The following is an 18,062-nucleotide window of genomic DNA, read 5'->3' as shown; positions in this document are numbered from 1 at the left end:
AGAGCCGCCCGGCCAGGTAGCTGGCCGGGCGGCGTAGTCTTACCTGTTGTGAGTTCAGCCGATTTCCCCGAACAGCTCAAGTCCCTCGACGCCACCCTGCGCAACATCGAGAACGTCCTGGACCTCGACAAGCTGCGCAAGGACAAGGCAGTCCTCGAGGAGCAGGCCTCGGCCCCCGATCTGTGGGACGACCAGGCCCGGGCCCAGGAGGTCAATTCACGTCTGGCGTACCTCTCCGGCGAGATCAGCCGGATGGAGAAGCTGCGCACCCGCCTCGATGACGCCGGGCTGCTGCTCGAGATGGCCCAGGACGAGGCCGACGAGGACTCCGTGGCGGAGGTCGGCCAGGAGCTCGTCGCGCTGCACAAGGCCGTCGAGGAGATGGAGGTCCGCACCCTGCTCTCCGGCGAGTACGACTCCCGCGAGGCCGTGGTGGCCATCCGGGCCGGCGCCGGTGGCGTGGACGCCGCCGACTTCGCCGAGATGCTGATGCGGATGTACCTGCGCTGGGCCGAGCGCCACGGCTACCCGACCGAGGTCTTCGAGACCTCGTACGCGGAAGAGGCCGGCCTCAAGTCGGCGACCTTCGCGGTGAAGGTGCCCTACGCGTACGGGACGCTCAGCGTCGAGTCCGGAACGCACCGGCTGGTCCGGATCAGCCCGTTCGACAACCAGGGCCGGCGGCAGACCAGCTTCGCCGGGGTCGAGGTGATGCCGGTCGTCGCGCAGACCGACCACATCGACATTCCGGAGAACGAAATGCGCGTCGACGTGTACCGCTCGTCGGGGCCTGGTGGACAGAGCGTTAACACGACCGACTCCGCGGTCCGGCTCACGCACATTCCGACAGGCATCGTCGTAACGTGCCAGAACGAGAAGTCGCAGCTGCAGAACAAGGCCTCCGCACTGCGGGTCCTGCAGGCCCGGCTGCTCGAGCGCAAGCGCCAGGAGGAGGAGGCCAAGATGGCCGGCCTCAAGCACGACACGACCGGCTCCTGGGGTGATCAAATGCGCTCCTACGTGCTGCATCCCTACCAGATGGTCAAGGATCTGCGCACCGAGTACGAGGTCGGCAACCCCTCTTCGGTCTTCGACGGCGACCTCGACCAGTTCATCCAGGCCGGCATCCGGTGGCGCAAGCAGAGCCAGATGGCCGAGTAAGTCCGGTCCGCGCGGGGCTGGTGAAGCCATGCACATCGCGCCGACCAGCCGACTTGGCGTTTTCGTTACACCGCGTAGACTCTGCTCCCGTGATTCAGCTCGAGAACGTGACGAAGACGTATCCCAAGGCGTCTCGCCCGTCGCTGGACAACGTCAGCGTCGGGATCGAGAAGGGCGAGTTCGTCTTCTTCATCGGCCCCTCCGGTTCCGGCAAGTCCACCATCATCAAGTTGCTGCTGCACGAGGTGTCGCCGAGCAACGGCAAGGTGGTGGTGAACGCCAAGGACGTGACGACGCTGCGCTCGTGGAAGATCCCCCACTTCCGGCGCTCGATCGGCTGCGTGTTCCAGGACTTCCGACTGCTCCCCAACCGCACGGCGTACGAGAACGTGGCCTTCGCTCTGGAGGTCATCGGCAAGACCAAGGCGGTGGCGCGGCGCGTCGTCCCCGAGGTCCTGGAACTCGTCGGCCTCGGCGGCAAGGAGCACCGCTACCCCCACGAGTTGTCCGGCGGTGAGCAGCAGCGTGTCGCCGTGGCGCGGGCGTTCGTCAACCGGCCGCTGATCCTGCTCGCCGACGAGCCCACCGGTAACCTCGACCCGGACACGTCGATCGAGATCATGCGGCTGCTCGACCGGATCAACCGCACCGGCACCACGGTCGTCATGGTCACCCACGACTCCAACATCGTGAACCAGATGCGCCGCCGGGTCATCGAGATCGAGAGCGGGCGGATCGTCCGCGACCAGGCGCGCGGCGTCTACGGCTGACCCAGCACCTACCCGTGCCCGCCCCGTTCTCCCACTGAAGGAAACCCCCGATGCGGTTGAAATACGTCCTCAACGAGGTCCTGGTCGGTCTCTGGCGCAACGTCACCATGACCGTCGCCATGATCATCACCATGTCGGTCTCGTTGACGATGCTCGGCGCGAGCGTCCTGCTCTACATGCAGGTCGATCAGATGAAGAACTTCTACTACGGCGAGATCGAGGTCTCGATCTTCCTCCGCGACGACGTCACGGACGCTCAGAAGTCGGCGATCGACCAGGCGATCGCCAACAACGCGCTGACCGAGTCCCGGCAGTACGAGAGCAAACAGGACGCGTTCAAGAAGTTCCAGGTCATCTGGCGCGATTCGCCCGACTTCATCAAGTCCGTCACTCCGGACAGCCTCCCCGAGTCGTACCGGGTGAAGCTGAAGGACCCGGAGCAGTACGGTGCCTTCGCCGACCAGATGCGCGGCATGCAGGGCATCCAGGACATCGTCGACCAGCGCGAACTCCTCAAGAAGGTGTTCGACATCTTCAACTCGATCCAGTTGATGGCGCTGGTCGTGGCGGGGGTGATGGCCTTGGCCGCGTTGCTGCTGGTGGGTAACACCATCCAAGTGGCGGCGTACAGCAAGCGGCGCGAGGTCGCGGTGATGAAACTCGTCGGCGCCTCCAACTGGTTCATCCAGGCGCCGTTCGTGCTGGAGGCGGTCGCGGCCGGGCTGGTCGGCGCGATCCTCGGCTTCGTCTTCCTGTTCATCAGCAAGGTGGTGCTGCTGGACGGCCGGCTCCAGGCGCTCACCAACGTGCTGACACCCATCCCGAACGGCAACGTCTGGCTGATGCTGCCGCTGCTCGCCGGGGTCGGGGCCCTGGTAAGCGCGGTCACCGCCTGGGTCACGCTGCGGTTCTACCTGCGCGTCTAGCGCTCGCCGAGCCTGTTCGATAGCCGCATCCCGCCTGGGATGCGGCTATTGGGCGTTTTAGGCCATAAGGGCTGTTAGGCGGAGTACGGTGCGGATGTGGGGTCCAGTCGACATAGCCGGGTGACCAGAGTGTTGGCCGTGCTCTGCGTGGCCGGGTCCATGCTCGTGGCGCCGGCACCGGCGACCGCCGACCCGCGCGGCGACGCCAAACGCGCCGCCCGAGCCGCCGACCGGGCCGAAGCGGTGCTCGAGGCCGCCACCGAACAGGCGCGGACCGCCGCCCAGCGCCTCGAAGCCACCGCGGCCGCCCTGCCCGTCGCCCAGCAGAAGGTCGCCACCACGCGAGGCGTCGTCGCCGCCGCCCGGGCGCAGGCCAACACGGCGCGACGGAAGGCGGACGCGGCGCGGGCCGCGTACCAGAAGATCAAAGGTCGTTTCGCCGCCGCGCAGAGTCGCGTGGATCGGGCGCGGGACGGGGTCGACGAGATCGCGTCGGCGAGCTACATGGGCGGGGACATCGCCGTGATCAACGTGCTCGTCGGCGCGACCGGACCGCAGGACGCGATGGACCGGCTCGGCATGGTCGGCCAGGTCATGCGCAAACAGCAGAAGACCGTCGACCTTGTGGTCACGGCGCGGCGCGACGTGCGTACCGAACAGGACCAGGCCGGGCTCGCCCAGCGTGCCGCCGAGGCCGCCGAGCAGGACGCCACCGGCAAGCTGCAGGACGCCCGCCGCGCGGAGGACGCCGCCGAAGCCGCCCAGGCCGCCGTCGTCGCCCTCGCCGAAAGCCGGCGCGAAGCCCTCAGCGTGGCCAACTCGCAGCGGACCGCGGTGCTCGCCAAATACCGCGCCGCCCAGGCCGAGGAACAGCGGGTCGTGGCCGCGCTGCAGGACTGGGAAAGCAAGAACGGCGGCAGCTACAGCGGGTCGTACCACGGCGGGATGCTGCTGATGCCTGTGCACGGCTGGAAATCCAGCGAGTTCGGCTCCCGGTTCGACCCCTACTACCGCGTCTGGCAGCTCCACGCCGGGGTGGACATCGCGGCCGGTGGCGGCTCACCCATCCGGGCCGCGGCCGACGGGCGGGTCATCCGCGCCGGCTGGTACGGCGGCTACGGCCAGTACACCTGCGTCTTCCACGGGGACAAGCTCTCCACCTGCTACGGCCACCAGTCCGAGATCCAGGTGTACGTCGGCCAGCACGTCCGCCGCGGCGAGATCATCGGCCGGGTCGGCACCACCGGCGCGTCCACCGGCAACCACCTCCACTTCGAGACCCGGATCAACGGCGAACCGAAGAATCCGCTGAAATACCTGCCGTCCTGCCTCTGTTAGATTGAGCGGTCGAATCCCGTTCTTTCCCAGGAGTGATTGGCATGCCGCGCGAACAGGGGCGCAAGGTCGTGGCCTCGAACCGCAAAGCGCGGCACGACTACGCCATCATCGAGACCTACGAGGCCGGGATGGTCCTCACCGGCACCGAGGTGAAATCGCTCCGCGCCGGCCGTGCCTCCCTGGTCGACGCGTTCGGCCACGAGAACAACGGCGAAATGTTCCTGCACGGGATGCACATTCCCGAGTACACGCAGGGCACCTGGACCAACCACGAGCCGCGCCGGGTGCGCAAGCTGCTGCTCAACCGCGCCGAGATCCAGAAGATGCAGGGCAAGCTCCGCGACGACGGCGTTACCCTGGTGCCACTCTCGGTTTTCTTCGACAACGGGTACGCGAAGGTCGAGCTCGGGCTGGCCAAGGGTAAGAAGGCGTACGACAAGCGTCAGGACCTGGCGAAACGGGACGCCCAGAAAGAGATCGACAAGGCGATGGGCCGACGTGGCAAAGGCATGGCCTGACCGATAAGGTGCCAGCGTGTCATTCCTCGCCCGGCATCGATATGTACTGGTCGTGGCCTTGGTGATGGCCAGTATCGGGGTGTCCGGTCTGGTCGTCCGCCTGACCCGCGAGCCCCCGCTCGGTCCGCCCCTGATGATCTCCCCCGCACTGTCGTCACCCCCACCGGCTTTGTCGGACGCGCCGCCCATCGGGGCCGCCGCGCCGCCGTCGGTGCTGCCCAAGACCCCCGTGGCGTCGAAATCGGCGTCCAAGTCCCCATCGGCCAAGCCGTCCAAGTCGCCGTCGAAGACACCGTCGGCCAAGCCGGCCACCCCCAAGCCCGCGTCGTCGATCTACGCGCGCTACTCGGTGCAGCGGACCCGCCAGGGCGTACGCGGCGGAGCCATGGTCACCAACACCGGCGAGGGCGCCGGGAGCTGGACGATGACCCTCACCTTCGAATCCGGGGTCTCCATCACCCAGGCCTCCGGAGCGACCCTGTCCTCCAGCGGCAGCGTGGCCGTCTTCCACGGCAGCTCCCTCGGAGCGGACAAGACCGCGATGTTCTCCTTCGGCGGCGACGCCCGCAACGGCGCCTCCGTCCGGCCCGTGAGCTGCAGCATCAACGGCCGGAGCTGCTCGGGCGGCGGACGCCGCTGATACCGGGATGATCCGCTGTGGTCGAGGCGTTAAGCTTGGGGTCCGCGCCCATCGTGGGAGCGGCACTTCTAGGGGGTGACTGGTTTCGACTTCGTCCGTGGAGACAGGGGAAGCGAGCCGAGGAAGCCGACGTCGTCTCGAGAATCGGTCGTCGGAAAACAATAAGCGCCAAGAACGATAGCGCTGACTCTTACGCTCTCGCCGCCTGAGGCGAGTAGCGGAGTCTGGTGGTCTGGGAGTACCTCCGGCCCAGTAACCACCATCAGCTAGGAGGTTGGCCAACCGGACCCGGTCGCGGGGTCCGCGCGGCGAGATTAATCAGCGACTGGGCCCGTCACACCAACTTGCTCACGTGATTGGTGGGGCCGAGTAGAGGCACAGTGAGCTGCGCTCGGAGAAGCCCTGACAAAACAACGAAGGACCCGGGTTCGATTCCCGGCACCTCCACTGCAAGATCACCGAAGGCGTCGCCTCTCACAGGTGGCGCCTTCGGTCGCATCGTGCCGTGCCCGGTCGCGCTCCACCCGTTCGGCCGGTGTGCCACCTGTCACGGTGTGCCGCCAGGAGGAATCGGTCGAGGATCGCCGAGGTTCCCGCTGACATGACGACGATCGGACTCATCGGCAGTGGCAACATCGGCAGCACAGTGGCGTGGCTGGCGGTCGCCGCCGGCTACGACGTGGTGCTGAGCAACTCACGGGGTCCGCAGACCATCGAGGACCTGGTGTCCGAGCTGGGGCCGAAGGCGCGCGCCGCAACCCCTGCGGAGGCGGCCGCGGCTGGCGACGTCGTGGTGGTGACCGTGCCGCTGCGGGCGTACCGGGACGTTCCGGTGGAACCCTTGGCGGGCAAGGTGGTCATCGACACCAACAACTACTACCCGGAGCGCGACGGCGTCTTCGACGAGTTGGAAGACGGCTCCAGTACTACTGGTGAGCTGCTGCAGAAGCACCTACCGGAAAGCCGCGTGGTGAAGGGATTCAACAACATCTGGTTCGGGCATCTGCGGTCCCTGGCGCGGCCGGCGGGTAGCACGGACCGGTCGGCACTGCCGATCGCCGGTGACGACGACGCCGCCAAGCAGGCGGTCAGCGAGCTCTTCGACAGCCTCGGCTTCGACGCCGTGGACTCTGGCCCGCTCGCCGAGAACTGGCGCGCCCAGCGGGACACCCCGGTCTACGTGACTCCCTACGGTGTTTACGGGGAGCTTCCCGGTACGCCGGCGAGCACGCAGGTCGTACGCGAGGCGCTGGCAGCGGCGAAGCGCACCGCCGCCTGAAGCCTTCCTCCGGCTCAGGGACCGCCGGGCATGCGTACTTCGGCCAGCTCGGCTCGCAGCTGCTGTATCTGATCCACCGGGATCAAGTAGGCGGCGAGCACCTCCACTGCAAGATCATAGACGTGGCGCCGACAGAGGGTCGGCGCCACGTCTATGTGCAGCGGCGTTAGGGCCGGTGTCGACGGTGTCGGTCGATCGACTGTCCGTCGGGACCGTTGAAGAAGCGCCACCCGTTCGTCTCGGGGCGCTGCCGGGCGGGATTGAGTGCGCGCACTACTTCGACTGCGGCGTTGCTCGGTGACCGGTAAGAACTGATCAGTTCTGCCTTGGGTGCTTCGGTGATGCGGAGTCGTTCCGTCTCCAAGTTCAGGAAACCTGACACCTCGTGACCGCGATAGCTCGCGGAGACGGGGATCTCTTCCATGTCTACCTCGGAGGTTCTCTCGGGATCCGGGGTCTGTCTCGGTGGCTCGCTCGCCTTCGCGATCAGCCGGTCGACGGCCACGGCCACGCTGATCCCGGCTACGTTCGCGACGAACGAGATCTTTTCGAATGCTTCGTCGCTAACCTCGATGATCTTCAACTGGCCTCCTCGTGTCGGTGCTTGCTCGCGTTGGCCTGGCCAGCAGTGGTCGGCGAGCCGCCGCAGGCCCCGACTCGCCACCGACTCACTATAGCAAGCCGCTGTTCGCTATAGTGAGCAGCGGGATTCTGGAGACTGAATGGCGAGGGCTGCAGAGGAGGGATAAGGTGGTACCACGTGTTGGTACAACCATGGGGAGTCTGGCGATGGCGCTGTCTGCGAGTGAGGCGCGCAAGCGACTCTTTCCGTTGATCGAGCAGGTCAACGACGACGAAGAGGCAGTCGAGATCGTCTCGAAGTCGGGCACAGCCTTTCTTGTGCCTGAGCAATTGTGGCGGTCATTGGTGGAGACGCGGTATCTGCTCAGATCGCCGGCAAACGCGCGGCGGCTGCTAGACAGCGTAGCCAGGGTCGAGGCTGGTGAGTTCCAACGGCACGATCTGATCTCTGACGCGGAGGAGACGGAGCGTCGAGTGTCGTGAACGTCGCATTCGACAAGACCGGCTGGGAGGACTACACATCCTGGGCAGGTGAGCCCAAGATGCTTCGCCGCATCAATCGGATGATCGAGGAAGCGTTGCGCGACCCGGGGCAGGGGATTGGGAAACCGGAGCGACTGACCGAGAACCTCAGCGGATACTGGTCGCGGCGGATCACCGACGAGCATCGGCTCGTCTACACCGTCCGCGGTGAGAACCTGATCATCGTTCAGGCACGCTTTCACTACTGAGCAAAATCGAGCATCGCGGTCGATGGCCGCAACTGGAGGCTCTGGAGTGCCGGATTGCGGCTCCAAGGGAGGCGGAGCGGAGCAATCTGACGTCTCCGGCCGGGTTCAAGTAAGCGGACAGCACCCTCACTGCAAGATCAAATGATGCTCCGGTCGTTGACCGGGGCTTCATTTCGTGCCAGATCCCGTGGCGCGGCACACGCGATGGACGGGGGTCGCAGCCGCCCGATGCTCGAAGGGGAAGACGGCCGGATTCGAGTCGCTCTCGGGGTGGGCGGCCGAGGCGTTGCTGCTGGCAGCAGCAATCTGGTCAGAGGTCAAGTGTCGAATGGTCGATGGAGTTGCAGACTCGTTTGTCGGGCACGGCCAGGTCGTTGAAGGACGATTCACCAATGGTCGAGATCCGGAACTGGGCAACTTGGGAGCCTGTCTGGCTGACAGTGGCAGAGCACCGCACTTGGGCTGCGTTTCTACTTCGGGCCGCCTGGGCCGCAGTGCGCCGGCACTTGGCGGGTAATCCAGTCGATTCTTTGCACCGTCGGCGGCCTCTGGCCTGAGTTGCGGCAATCATGTCCAATGAGTCATGTCGAGTCTTTGGGTCCGTCATCGGGCCGCCCGTGTTGCGTGGGACACCGCCGGAAGCATGCTGCCAGGGCGACGGCCACGGCCAGCAAGGTCGAGAACTTCGAAGGGGCGCCGGCTTCGGCCTCGCACGAAGGCAACTGCTCCCGACAGATGGCAGCGCGGCACTGCCATAGGGGGCCTCGTCTCGGTGCTCCTCGTGGGGGTCGGGCTGTATCTAACGAATAACTTCAACTGGGATCAATTTCGCCTTGAGCAGGAACGCGCCCGGCAGCAGCAGAGCCTGGCGCTGCAGCAGCAGGACCTAGCGCTCAAGGGTCAGCGAGCCGAGCGGTTCACCAAGGCCATCGACCAACTTGGCCGGGAAGGCAACAGTCAGCTGGGCATCCGCCTCGGCGGAATCTACGCCTTGGAAACGCTCATGCGGGACGTCCCCAACGACGAGAACACAATCATCGAGGTGCTGTGCGCGTTCGTCCGTACCCACGCCCCCCTCCCGAAGATCATCCCCAAAGACGTTCCCAGGTCCCCAATTGACGTCCGGGCAGCTCTCGCAGTCCTCAGCCGCCGTCCCGACCCGGGCGGTCACACATACCTTGACTTCAGCAACACTTTGCTCGGCCTCGACGGCATGGACCTGCGTGATGCGAACTTGACCGGCGCGAACTTCAACGACGCGGACCTGACCGGCGCGAACCTTAGCAACGCGTACCTGAGGGACACGCAACTGAGCGGCGCGGACCTGACCGGCGCGGACTTGAGTGGGGCGGACCTGCTTGGCGCGTACCTGGCCTTTGGGAACCTGCGCGGCGCGAACCTGGTCGGCGCAGACCTGTTCCACGCGAATCTGACCGACGCGTCCCTGCGCGCCACTAACCTGGGCCGCGCGAATCTGTACGGCGCGGACTTGCGCGGCGCGGATCTGACCGGAGCGGACCTGTACGCCGCGGACCTGACCACCGTGGATCTGGGCAGCGCGAACCTGGCCAATGTAGATCTGAGGTGTACGGAGATGGACAGCCTTGCGAAGCTGCCGCCCGGGGTGGCACACCCACTCCCAGCAGCTCTTGAAAGCCCAATGTGCCAGGAGTAGGAGCCCAGGCCATCGGCTTGCGACTTGACTCCGAGACGATCATGGTTGGCAGTCGGCCCGGGGCCCCACACGCCCTCCACCAGCGTTGCAGTCATCGTGGGCCGACGCCGGGTCGCCGTGAGCCTGACATTCCTCTGGACCGCGGGGGATGGCAGCCCGCCGTACGGACAGCAGTCAGACACGGCCGGGCCCATTCGGCGTCAAATCCACCCGCTCAACACAGCTTGCGGCGTTCGATAGCCCGTGAGTGAGGCTGTTTCGACGCTGATGAGTGGCCTCAGGCCGTCGTGCTCGTTCCTGATCGCGCCCTGTCTGACGTGTTCCAGGCTGTCTCTTCCCGGACCCGTCCGGCGCACTAACGGAAGTCGATCAGGTCATGCCCTGCCGAGATCGGGCTCATCGGCCGTCGCATCAGGTCTGGAGAGCTTGGCAAGGGCCACCCGCAGCTGCTGAGCCCGACCGCCGAGATTCAAGTAAGCGGACGAGACCTCCACTGCAAGATCAGGTGATGCCTCGGCCGATCGGTCGAGGCATCACGTCTTCCGGGTGTCGTGCGGGCCGGGTCGGTAGGGAAGCGTGGAGGCTAGGTGCTTCCACCGGCGGTGCCCGACGAGCGCTCGAGCAGGGTTGATCAGGCGGGTTTGCTGGGCTCAGGTTTCTCGCCTATCGCCGCGATCTGCCCAGCTGTCGAGGGCTCGTCTGTCCCGGGCAGCTGCGAGTGACCGGCTAGAGCTTCGGTCAGTTGGGTCGCCAGCGTGGTCAGCTCGGCGGCGTTGAGATTGCGGACTCGTTGGGCCGAGAGTTCCAGGCGTGCGCCGTCGGGGCGGCGCAGGGTCAAGCGGGTGCTACCGGTGCGGTGCCGCAGCCAGGTGAGCAGGATGCTGGCGAAGGCGCCGAGGGCGGCCGGGCTGAGGTCCACGAGCAGAGCGGCCAGGGACGGATTGAGGCCCGAGGCGTCATGCCGCTCGGTGGTCAGGCGAACGCGTCCCCTCAGCAGGGGATGGTTGTTCAGCGCGGCAGACAGGTCGTTCTCCTGCGGGTTGGGAGTGTTGCTGCCGCCGTCCAACCGCACGGTGACTCGCACCAGCGCTCCTTTGTCCAAATGAGAGACGGGGCGTTGACGCCGCCCTTCTTTGCACCATACTCGCACGGGTCACTATTCACCGTCTCGATGCAGGGTGGGAGCGATCATGGCGCCGCAGGAGTCTCCGGAGGATGGTGCCGGCATGGGAGACGAGGTCACACCTGGTGAGGCGCGGAAAGCGGAGGGATTGACGGAGCGGCTCGCTGCGGGACGGCCGAGCAACTTTCCCAGTGCGCTCATATGGTTTCGATACGGCATTCTCCGCAATGCGCGCGGCGTGTGTGCGGCCTTCGTCGCGGCGTGGCTCTACGTTCCGGCCGCGCTGGCCTCGGCTGCGGTGTTCGCGCTTCTGGCAGGCGGTTCCGCCTATGTCTTCAGTGGAGTCCGAGGTGAGCGGACGTTGCCGCAGGACTTGAGGGATGTGCCCCTGCTCGGCGACGCGATGGAGAATCTGTTGCTGCGGTCCAGTGGCGTCCAAGCGGCTGTGCTCGGTGTGCTCATCGGTGCCCTGCTTGGTTTCGTCATCGGGATACTTTGGGTCTTTCTGGGGCCCTTTCAGGACGGACTTCTGGACGGGGCGGCCACGGTTCTCGGTGCCGTCGTCTTGGGCATCGTCGTCGGGCTGCTCTACACGGTCTACCGGGTGGTCTTCGAGCGGCGCATCCTGTCCATCACCGGTGCTCGGCGGCTGAGCCGTAGGGAGACCGAATACGTGATGCCGCTCGTCCTGGCCGCGGCGGAACGGCTCGGGCTCCGGAACTACCCGCCGGTTCTCATCGACGACAGCCGGGATCCCAACGCGTTCGCCTACACGCGGCACCTCGTGATCAGCCAGGGCCTGCTCGATGAGTTCAACTACGAGCGGGAGCCGATCGCCGCGGTGCTCGCGCACGAGTTGGTCCACTGGCGTAACGGCGATCCGCTCTCCTCGGCCTTCGTCCGTGGCGTGGCGCTGCCGCTCTATCTCGTGCAGGCGGGCGGTGGCTGGCTGCACGCCCGCGCCCGCAGCTCCGTTCTGCGGTTCCTTGTGTGGCTGGCATTCTGGCCGGTCTTCCTCACCGTGCGGTACTTCGTGGTGCCGATGCAGGCGGCCGACTCCCGGCAGGCCGAGTATCGCGCCGACGAGGGCGCCGTCCTGGCCGGGCACCGGGTGGGGATGCGGCGGGTGCTCGCCCGCTTCCGCCGTTCCTTCGAGGGTGGGCGCAACGGTTGGGTCGCGGCGATCTGCGCCTCGCATCCGCCGAACGAGTTACGCCTGGAATGCCTGGAGGAGCCGGATCGCGACTATCCGCTACCGGACGAGGATGCGCCGGCGCTGCCGTTGCCTGTGCTGTTGAGCGACGCGACGCGCGTGGAGTGAGGAGGGTCGGATGCCCAAAGTGACCGCCTGCCCGCACTGCCGGACTGTCGTCCTGCCCGGCCAAGCGTCGTGCCTGCACTGCGGGCTTTCCGTCGAAGCGCATACGGACGTTTGCGCTGGCTGCGGACACCCGCACGACGGGCAAGACCGGTTCTGCTCACGCTGCGGTCGATCGCTGAACGCCCCGATGGAGATCCGGGAGGCGCCCGCGATCCCGCCTGTCGTACCGGAATCGCCGCCTTTTCCCCGGCGACTGACCGCCTTCCTAGTGATCCTGGGAGTGCTCGTCCTGCTCGTGACAACTCTCAAGATCGTAGATCTGCGGTACTTCCGGCCGGGGAACACGGTCGTCGCCTTCTTCGAGGCACTCGCCGACCGGGACGCGGTGGCGGCAGGTGCACTGCTGTCCCTTCCGGCAACGGACAATGGGCCTCTGCTCAAGACACCTGTGCTCCGATCCGGCGGCTACACGCCGCCGAGCGGCGTACGGGTGCGGACGGCCGAAGTCGCCGACGACAAGGCGACAGTCGAGGCCGACTTCCGGCTCGGCGACCACCAGTATCAACAGGTGTTCCAGCTCATACGTGACACGTCAGCGACGGCCGGGGTCTTCTATCGCTGGCGGATCGAGCAGGGCATCTTCCCGCTCGACGTGGGGGCCAATGGTTTTGACACGATATCGGTGGCGGGAGTCCCGACCTCCATGGGAAACGCGGACTACGGAACGGTGACGTTGGCGGCATACCCCGGGACGTACCTGGTCGGTCTGCCCGAGCAACCGCTGTGGGAGGCGCCCGACGTTGAGGCTCACGTCGGGGGAGGCACGGAGGATGGCGTTTCCCCCGCCCTCGTCTTGCTGGCACCCAGCGTCAAGAGCGGTGTGCGGGAGGCGGCCGACAAGCGGATCCGTGCCCACCTGGACGCCTGCGCAAAAAAGACCGTCCTCGCCCCAGCCGGCTGCCCCTTCTCCTCCTACTCGTACGCCGACGTACGCGGCATCCGCTGGAAGATCACCGAGTACCCGCGGTACGAACTGGTAAGGGCCGAGGGGAAGTTGCTCCTGGACACCACGGGGTACGGCTCGGCCAAGGTCAGCGGGGGAACGGTGTCCGGCTTCGGCGGCACGTACCCGTTCAGTGACAGCGTCTCGTTTCCCGTCACCGGCACAATCGCCGCATCGGGCGGGACGATCACCTACCTGCCCGGAGATGGCTAGGTGCCCGTTGATCCAGTCCTGTTGGTCAGTAGGTGTGTGAGGCGTCGGGGAGGGCAGCACGAAGGCTTCGTACCTGCCTGGTCGGGTTCAAGTAGGCGGACATCACGTCCACCGCAAGATCAAAGGCGGCGGCCCTACCCAGGGCCGCCGCCTTTGTCTGCCTGACTCCCGCTCCCAAAGATTGTCGGCAGCGACGAGCCTGCCCCGTGGAGAGCCTCGCCCTGACCGGGCAGTGCCCGGTCGGATTGACCCCCAGAAGGCTCGCGGGGTGAGATTTACCTAAGCAATGCGTTGTTTTGGGGCTGTCCCATCAGTGAGCGCGTGGGGCGGTACTGCCCGGGAGGTGGTAGACCACTAGTGTCTGCTCGGTTCGTTCGGCGACGTGGGACACGGTGATCACGCCCAGCCGGGGATGCCGTAGGCGCTTGCGGCCCGCGTGGCTGAACTGGATGTCGTACTGCGGCCACCACTCGTGTACCTCCGGGCTGGCCTCCGACAGCTCGGCCACTAGCCGGGTCACGCGCGGGTGATGTCGGCCGGATAACCTCAGCCGTCAGCTACTACAGCGATTACAGCGTAGAGATCGCAAGAGAAATTGAGGCAGCCGAGGAGGCCTCGATGCGTGCCGAGCGTGCGTGGGCTGTTCAGAGTAAGTTGATCGCGTGACTGAACCAGTGGAACTGGTTCAGTTGCTGCTGGATGAGATGTTTTCGCCGACGGTCGCTGAGGCGTTGCGTGCGCACGGGCATCGAGTTGGTGCCTTGGTCGAGAAGCCAGAAATGCGTGCCATGCCGGACGAGGAAGTCTTCGCGTGGGCCGCTGCGCAGCGTTGCTGGCTGCTGACTGAGAATGTCAAGGATTTTCAGCCGATAAAGTTGCGTGCCCTGCAAGTGAGCGCGCCGATTGCTGGGTTGCTGTTCACGAGCAGCCGAACCGTCCCGCGTTCTCGGCGGCAGGTCGGTCCTCTGGTTGAGGCGCTCAACGAGTGGCTGACGAAAGGGCCGCCCGAACTGCCGATCATTGAAGATTGGCTGCACCAGGTCTGAACGATGCTGTTCGGAGCATCCCCACGGGCATCTCAGCTCGATCCGAGGTTCAAGTAGGCCCCTGTCCGCAAAAGCGCGGACCGGGGCCTCTCGTCATTCCTTCTCCGGGGGCCGAGCCCCCGGAAACCCCCACGGTGTCTTTCGGTTGCGCTCGGTGGTGGGTCGCTCGGTGGGGGCGCTCGGGGGTGGCCTGTCGGCACCTATCTCAGGATTTAGCTGAGGGCTCGGAAGAACTCTGTGATGTCGGCTGCCAGGAGGGCCGGCTCCTCGTGGGCGGCGAAGTGGCCTCCTCGGGGCATGGGGGTGTAGCGGGTCAGGTTGTAGGTGCGCTCGGCCCAGGTTTTGGGGTGGCGGGGGCCCAGGTCGGCGGGGAAGAGGGCCAGGGCGGTGGGGACCTCTACGCGGGTGATGGTGGTGGCCAGCTTGTTGTGGCGCTCGTAGTACGGGCGGAACGACGTTGAGATGGCGTTGGTGAACCAGTAGAAGGACGCCTGGGTCAGCAGGAAGTCGTCGCTGAAGCGGGTGGACACGTCGCCGTCGCAGTCGCTCCACGCCCGGTACTTCTCGAGGATCCAGGCGAGCAGGCCCGACGGGGAGTCGGACAAGCCCTGGGCCAAGGTCAGGGGACGGGTCATCTGCTCGTGGGAGTAGCCGCGCTCGGCCACCGCCCACGCCGCCTCCGCGTCGACGAAAGCTTGCTCCTCGTCGGTCAGGTCGGCCGGGTCGTACGCCGGCGGAGGGGCCACATCCGTCAGGTGCAGGCCGATCACCGACTCGGGGTAGGCCTGTGCCAGGCGGCTCGTGTCGCCGGCGCCGATGTCGGAACCGTGGGCGCCGTAACGGGTGAAGCCCAGTTCGTCGTGCATCAGGCGGTGCCAGAGGTCGTGGGTGTGCACGGGACCGCCCATGGCCGGCCGTTGCGGGGACAGGCCGTAGCCGGGCAGCGACGGGACGATCACGGTGAACGCGTCGTCCGGGCTGCCGCCGTAACGGGACGGGGACGACAGGCGGTCGGCGAGGCCGGTCAGCTCCAGGAACGTGCTGGGCCAGCCGTTCGCCAGCAGGATCGGCCTGGCGTCCGCGCGTTCGGCGTCGAAGCGCAGGTAGTGGACGGTCGTGCCGTCGATGTCGGCGATGTGGGACGGCAGGGCGTTGATGTCCGCCTCGTGCTTGCGCCAGTCGTACGCCGTCGCCCAGTGGTCGACCAGGCGGCGCAGCAACGTGCCGTCGGTGCCGGCCTCCCAGGCGCCGATCGGCCATGAGGTCGCCCACCGGGTGTTGCGCAGGCGTGCCCGCAGGTCGTCGAGGTCGGCTTCGGGGACGTTGAGAACTGACATCGGTTCCTCCTCAGATCGTTGCGACACCATTGAACGCTAATACCAGTGTCGGCGGTTCGTCAAACACCAGTATTGGGATATGCTGGTGTCGTGAGCACGCTGCAGCTGATCGAGGAGTTCCTCAACACGGTCGACGAGAGAACGTTCGTCCGGAACGGGGAGAGGCACGTCGCCGGTGAGCAACTGACCTCGCCGCAGGCGCTGGCGGACTGGTTGGTCGCCCACGAACTGGCGGCTGCGGGGACAACGCTGCGGGCGGCTGACCTGAGCGCCACCACCGCCCTGCGCACCGCACTGCGGCAGGCGCTCGGCGGGGAGTCCGGGGCGGCTCTCGAGGGTTATGCGCTGCGGCTCGCACCGGATGCGTCGGGTGGGCTGCGGATCGCCGCAAGCTCCGGCCGGCCGTGGCTGGACGTTGTTCTCGAGACGGTGGCCGAGAGCGTGGCCCGGGACGACTGGAAGCGGATCAAGCTGTGCGATGCGGTGGACTGCCGGTGGGCGTTCTACGACACCTCACGCAGCGGCCGCGGGCGCTGGTGCGACATGGAGGTCTGCGGCAACCGTCACAAGACCCGCACCTACCGGGAGCGCCGGGCTAAGACCGGTTGAGGCGGCGGGCCTCGGTCATGATGTCCTGCCAGCGGCGGGGGAGGCCCAGGTCGAAGTACTCGCTCTTCAGCATGATGATCTGGCGTTGGCGGTCCGACATCAGGGCGTCGAAGGCGGCGTGGATCTCGCCGGCGAAGGTGGGCTCGACGAGGCGGCGCAGCGTGCCGGGCTCGACGTCGACCTGCCACTGCATCATGCCGACCGTGCGCACGCGGACGGCGCCGTGGGTGGAGACGCCGGCGGCCTCGATGGCGTTGAGCTCGGCCTCGTAGCGCAGGCGGGCCGGGTCCTCGGTCCAGGTGGCACGTCCGGCCTCGTCGGTGGTGAGGTTCACCGTGCGGCGGTAGATCTCGGTGCGCTCGCGGGACCAGGCGACCCAGGTCAGCAGGCCGAGGCGGGCCAGCTGGTAGGAGAGGCTCGGCTCGTCGTACCGCTCGTACGCGAAAGGTCGGAAACCGACGTCGAGGCGGGTGTAGTCGTGGACGCGGGACCAGATGTTGCCGTCGGGCGACTCGGCCTGGACCGTCATCGTGCGTAGATGGTCACCGATAGTCATTCCGCCTCCTCCGGCTGGTCTCGGGGCAGCCTAGCCGCGAGCTGGTGTGATACACAGGCGCCGTGTGGACTCGACCGACAGCGGCATCAGCGGCGGCGCTCCTTGCGATCCTGGGAGTGGCGACGCCCGCCTCGGCCGCGCCGGAATCGCCGGCCGCGGTGGCCGGGACCGGTTCGCCGGGAGCGACCGGTGACGGCGGGCCGGCGGCACAGTCCACATTGAACGCCCCGCTGGGCGCGGCGGCGGGCGCGGACGGGACGCTCTACATCGCGGACACCGGCAACCGGAAGGTTCGCGCGGTCGCACCGGACGGGACGATCAGCACCGTGGCGGGCTCGGGTGAAGCGGCGACGCAGGCACCCACCGTCGCGGCCGGCGCCAAGGCGACCGACGTCGCCCTCATCGCTCCGGCGGCCGTCGCGGTCGGCGGGGACGGCACGGTCTTCATCGCCGACGCCGGCGCCATCCGGGTGTACGCCCTGGCGAAGGACGGCACGCTGACTGTCCGGGCGGATGCCGCCGGTACGTCGTCTCTGACCCGCCCGATGGGGGCGCCGACCGGGCTCGCCGCGGGCAGCGACGGCACGGTCTACGTCGGTGACCAGGAGAACAACCGCGTTCTGGCGGTGACCCCCGACGGCAAGGCGAGCGTGGCCGCCGGCAACGGCGTGGTGACCGCGAGTGCGGCCGGCGGTCCGGCGACCGAGGTCCCGGTGGGTGCGCCCAACTCGCTGGCGGCGTCCGGCGACGGTGACGTGTGGATCTCCGGCGGCCTGCTGCTGCGTCGGCTGCGCGCGCAGCGGATCGCGACCGTCACGGCGCCGGGTTCGGGCACGTGGGCGACCGCCGACGGCGCGCAGTGGCCGCCGGCCGACCAGCCGCTGAACGACGTGGAGGCGGTGGGCGCCGGCAAGGACGGGCCGTACGTCTTCGACCGTAAGCAGAGGGCAGTGCTGCGGCTCGGGCCCGGCGGGACGATCACGACCGTGGCGTCCCTGACCGACACGCGCGGCACGATTCACCTGGCGGTCGGCCCGGGGGCCGACGGCCCGGTCTACATCGTCGACACCGGCGGGCACCGGGTGCTCAGCGTCCGGGTCACGGCAGATCCGGGTACGCCGCCCGGCGGCACCGACGAGGCGCCGCTCTGGCCGTGGCTCGTCGGCGGCGCGGTGCTCGTACTCCTGATCGTGCTCTTGATCGTGGTTGTCGCCCGGCGGCGGGCCTGAGGGGG

20 protein-coding genes, 1 other RNA gene and 1 pseudogene are annotated in these 18,062 nt (G+C 67.2%); 17 read left to right on the top strand and 5 right to left on the bottom strand.

Features of this window, described 5'->3' with window-relative positions; all coding sequences use genetic code 11:
* Positions 1-48 precede the first annotated feature (48 nt).
* The 8 genes from prfB to QSK31_RS41195 all read left to right on the top strand — a co-directional run bounded on the left by prfB (position 49) and on the right by QSK31_RS41195 (position 6,632).
* On the top strand, positions 49-1,161 hold the full coding sequence (gene prfB / locus QSK31_RS41230; RefSeq protein WP_285690315.1) for a peptide chain release factor 2: 1,113 nt from the start codon (positions 49-51) through the stop codon (positions 1,159-1,161).
* 89 nt (positions 1,162-1,250) lie between these two features.
* Complete coding sequence (ftsE, locus tag QSK31_RS41225) at positions 1,251-1,931, top strand: cell division ATP-binding protein FtsE (protein ID WP_285690314.1); 681 nt, start codon at positions 1,251-1,253, stop codon at positions 1,929-1,931.
* A 50-nt stretch (positions 1,932-1,981) separates the two neighbouring features.
* Entirely contained in the window at positions 1,982-2,857 is an 876-nt protein-coding gene (gene ftsX, locus QSK31_RS41220) for a permease-like cell division protein FtsX (RefSeq protein ID WP_285690313.1), read from the top strand.
* A 120-nt stretch (positions 2,858-2,977) separates the two neighbouring features.
* A complete protein-coding gene (locus QSK31_RS41215) occupies positions 2,978-4,195 on the top strand; it encodes a M23 family metallopeptidase (protein WP_285690312.1) in 1,218 nt (405 codons plus the stop codon).
* 41 nt (positions 4,196-4,236) lie between these two features.
* On the top strand, positions 4,237-4,713 hold the full coding sequence (gene smpB / locus QSK31_RS41210; RefSeq protein ID WP_285690310.1) for an SsrA-binding protein SmpB: 477 nt from the start codon (positions 4,237-4,239) through the stop codon (positions 4,711-4,713).
* Between the two features lie 16 nt (positions 4,714-4,729).
* Positions 4,730-5,353, top strand: a complete 624-nt coding sequence (locus QSK31_RS41205; RefSeq protein ID WP_285690309.1) for a cellulose binding domain-containing protein — start codon at positions 4,730-4,732, stop codon at positions 5,351-5,353.
* 71 nt (positions 5,354-5,424) lie between these two features.
* Positions 5,425-5,803, top strand: a transfer-messenger RNA (tmRNA) gene (gene ssrA / locus QSK31_RS41200).
* A 130-nt stretch (positions 5,804-5,933) separates the two neighbouring features.
* A complete protein-coding gene (locus tag QSK31_RS41195) occupies positions 5,934-6,632 on the top strand; it encodes an NADPH-dependent F420 reductase (protein WP_285690355.1) in 699 nt (232 codons plus the stop codon).
* Between the two features lie 166 nt (positions 6,633-6,798).
* On the opposite strand, the gene QSK31_RS41190 is transcribed toward QSK31_RS41195, so the two are convergent.
* Positions 6,799-7,215, bottom strand: a complete 417-nt coding sequence (locus tag QSK31_RS41190; RefSeq protein ID WP_285690308.1) for a hypothetical protein — start codon at positions 7,213-7,215, stop codon at positions 6,799-6,801.
* 206 nt (positions 7,216-7,421) lie between these two features.
* On the opposite strand from QSK31_RS41190, the gene QSK31_RS41185 reads away from it, so the two are divergent.
* The 3 genes from QSK31_RS41185 (at position 7,422) to QSK31_RS41175 (ending at position 9,620) form a co-directional block, all read left to right on the top strand.
* Positions 7,422-7,697, top strand: a complete 276-nt coding sequence (locus tag QSK31_RS41185) for a type II toxin-antitoxin system Phd/YefM family antitoxin (RefSeq protein ID WP_285690307.1) — start codon at positions 7,422-7,424, stop codon at positions 7,695-7,697.
* Complete coding sequence (locus QSK31_RS41180) at positions 7,694-7,945, top strand: Txe/YoeB family addiction module toxin (protein ID WP_285690306.1); 252 nt, start codon at positions 7,694-7,696, stop codon at positions 7,943-7,945. Before QSK31_RS41185 ends, QSK31_RS41180 begins: the two co-directional genes overlap by 4 nt.
* A 781-nt stretch (positions 7,946-8,726) precedes the next feature.
* A complete protein-coding gene (locus QSK31_RS41175; RefSeq protein ID WP_285690305.1) occupies positions 8,727-9,620 on the top strand; it encodes a pentapeptide repeat-containing protein in 894 nt (297 codons plus the stop codon).
* Positions 9,621-10,251: 631 nt separating this feature from the next.
* Here the strand turns inward: QSK31_RS41175 and QSK31_RS41170 are convergent.
* The gene (locus QSK31_RS41170; RefSeq protein ID WP_285690304.1) at positions 10,252-10,704 is read right to left on the bottom strand and encodes an effector-associated constant component EACC1; all 453 of its coding nucleotides are present in this window, start codon (positions 10,702-10,704) and stop codon (positions 10,252-10,254) included.
* Positions 10,705-10,810: 106 nt separating this feature from the next.
* Between QSK31_RS41170 and QSK31_RS41165 the strand changes: the two genes are divergently transcribed.
* From QSK31_RS41165 to QSK31_RS41160, 3 genes and pseudogenes are all read left to right on the top strand, one after another.
* Positions 10,811-12,064 (top strand): M48 family metalloprotease, encoded by a 1,254-nt coding sequence (locus tag QSK31_RS41165; protein WP_285690303.1) that lies wholly within the window; start codon positions 10,811-10,813, stop codon positions 12,062-12,064.
* A gap of 10 nt (positions 12,065-12,074) precedes the next feature.
* Positions 12,075-12,221: pseudogene (locus tag QSK31_RS48975) on the top strand (double zinc ribbon domain-containing protein); the annotation flags it as partial.
* Positions 12,222-12,251: 30 nt separating this feature from the next.
* Positions 12,252-13,280: a hypothetical protein gene (locus QSK31_RS41160; RefSeq protein WP_285690302.1), complete on the top strand. Its 1,029-nt coding sequence runs from the start codon at positions 12,252-12,254 to the stop codon at positions 13,278-13,280.
* Positions 13,281-13,590: 310 nt separating this feature from the next.
* Here QSK31_RS41160 and QSK31_RS41155 read toward each other — a convergent pair whose 3' ends face one another.
* The gene (locus QSK31_RS41155) at positions 13,591-13,830 is read right to left on the bottom strand and encodes an MmyB family transcriptional regulator (protein ID WP_285690354.1); all 240 of its coding nucleotides are present in this window, start codon (positions 13,828-13,830) and stop codon (positions 13,591-13,593) included.
* Positions 13,831-13,942: 112 nt separating this feature from the next.
* Here QSK31_RS41155 and QSK31_RS41150 point away from each other — a divergent pair, with 112 nt between their 5' ends.
* Complete coding sequence (locus tag QSK31_RS41150) at positions 13,943-14,326, top strand: DUF5615 family PIN-like protein (RefSeq protein WP_285690300.1); 384 nt, start codon at positions 13,943-13,945, stop codon at positions 14,324-14,326.
* Positions 14,327-14,538: 212 nt separating this feature from the next.
* On the opposite strand, the gene QSK31_RS41145 is transcribed toward QSK31_RS41150, so the two are convergent.
* The gene (locus QSK31_RS41145; protein ID WP_285690299.1) at positions 14,539-15,663 is read right to left on the bottom strand and encodes an epoxide hydrolase family protein; all 1,125 of its coding nucleotides are present in this window, start codon (positions 15,661-15,663) and stop codon (positions 14,539-14,541) included.
* A 90-nt stretch (positions 15,664-15,753) separates the two neighbouring features.
* Between QSK31_RS41145 and QSK31_RS41140 the strand changes: the two genes are divergently transcribed.
* Complete coding sequence (locus QSK31_RS41140) at positions 15,754-16,272, top strand: CGNR zinc finger domain-containing protein (RefSeq protein WP_285690298.1); 519 nt, start codon at positions 15,754-15,756, stop codon at positions 16,270-16,272.
* On the opposite strand, the gene QSK31_RS41135 is transcribed toward QSK31_RS41140, so the two are convergent.
* Complete coding sequence (locus QSK31_RS41135; RefSeq protein ID WP_285690295.1) at positions 16,259-16,828, bottom strand: hypothetical protein; 570 nt, start codon at positions 16,826-16,828, stop codon at positions 16,259-16,261. The two genes, QSK31_RS41140 and QSK31_RS41135, sit on opposite strands and share 14 nt — an antisense overlap.
* 116 nt (positions 16,829-16,944) lie before the next feature.
* Here QSK31_RS41135 and QSK31_RS41130 point away from each other — a divergent pair, with 116 nt between their 5' ends.
* Complete coding sequence (locus QSK31_RS41130; protein ID WP_285690294.1) at positions 16,945-18,057, top strand: NHL domain-containing protein; 1,113 nt, start codon at positions 16,945-16,947, stop codon at positions 18,055-18,057.
* Positions 18,058-18,062 lie beyond the last annotated feature (5 nt).

Source organism: Actinoplanes sp. NBRC 103695 (assembly GCF_030269485.1).
Classification (GTDB): Bacteria; Actinomycetota; Actinomycetes; order Mycobacteriales; family Micromonosporaceae; genus Actinoplanes.
The sequence above is the reverse complement of the archived record's forward strand: the minus strand, read 5'-3'. Positions and strand labels throughout refer to the sequence as shown.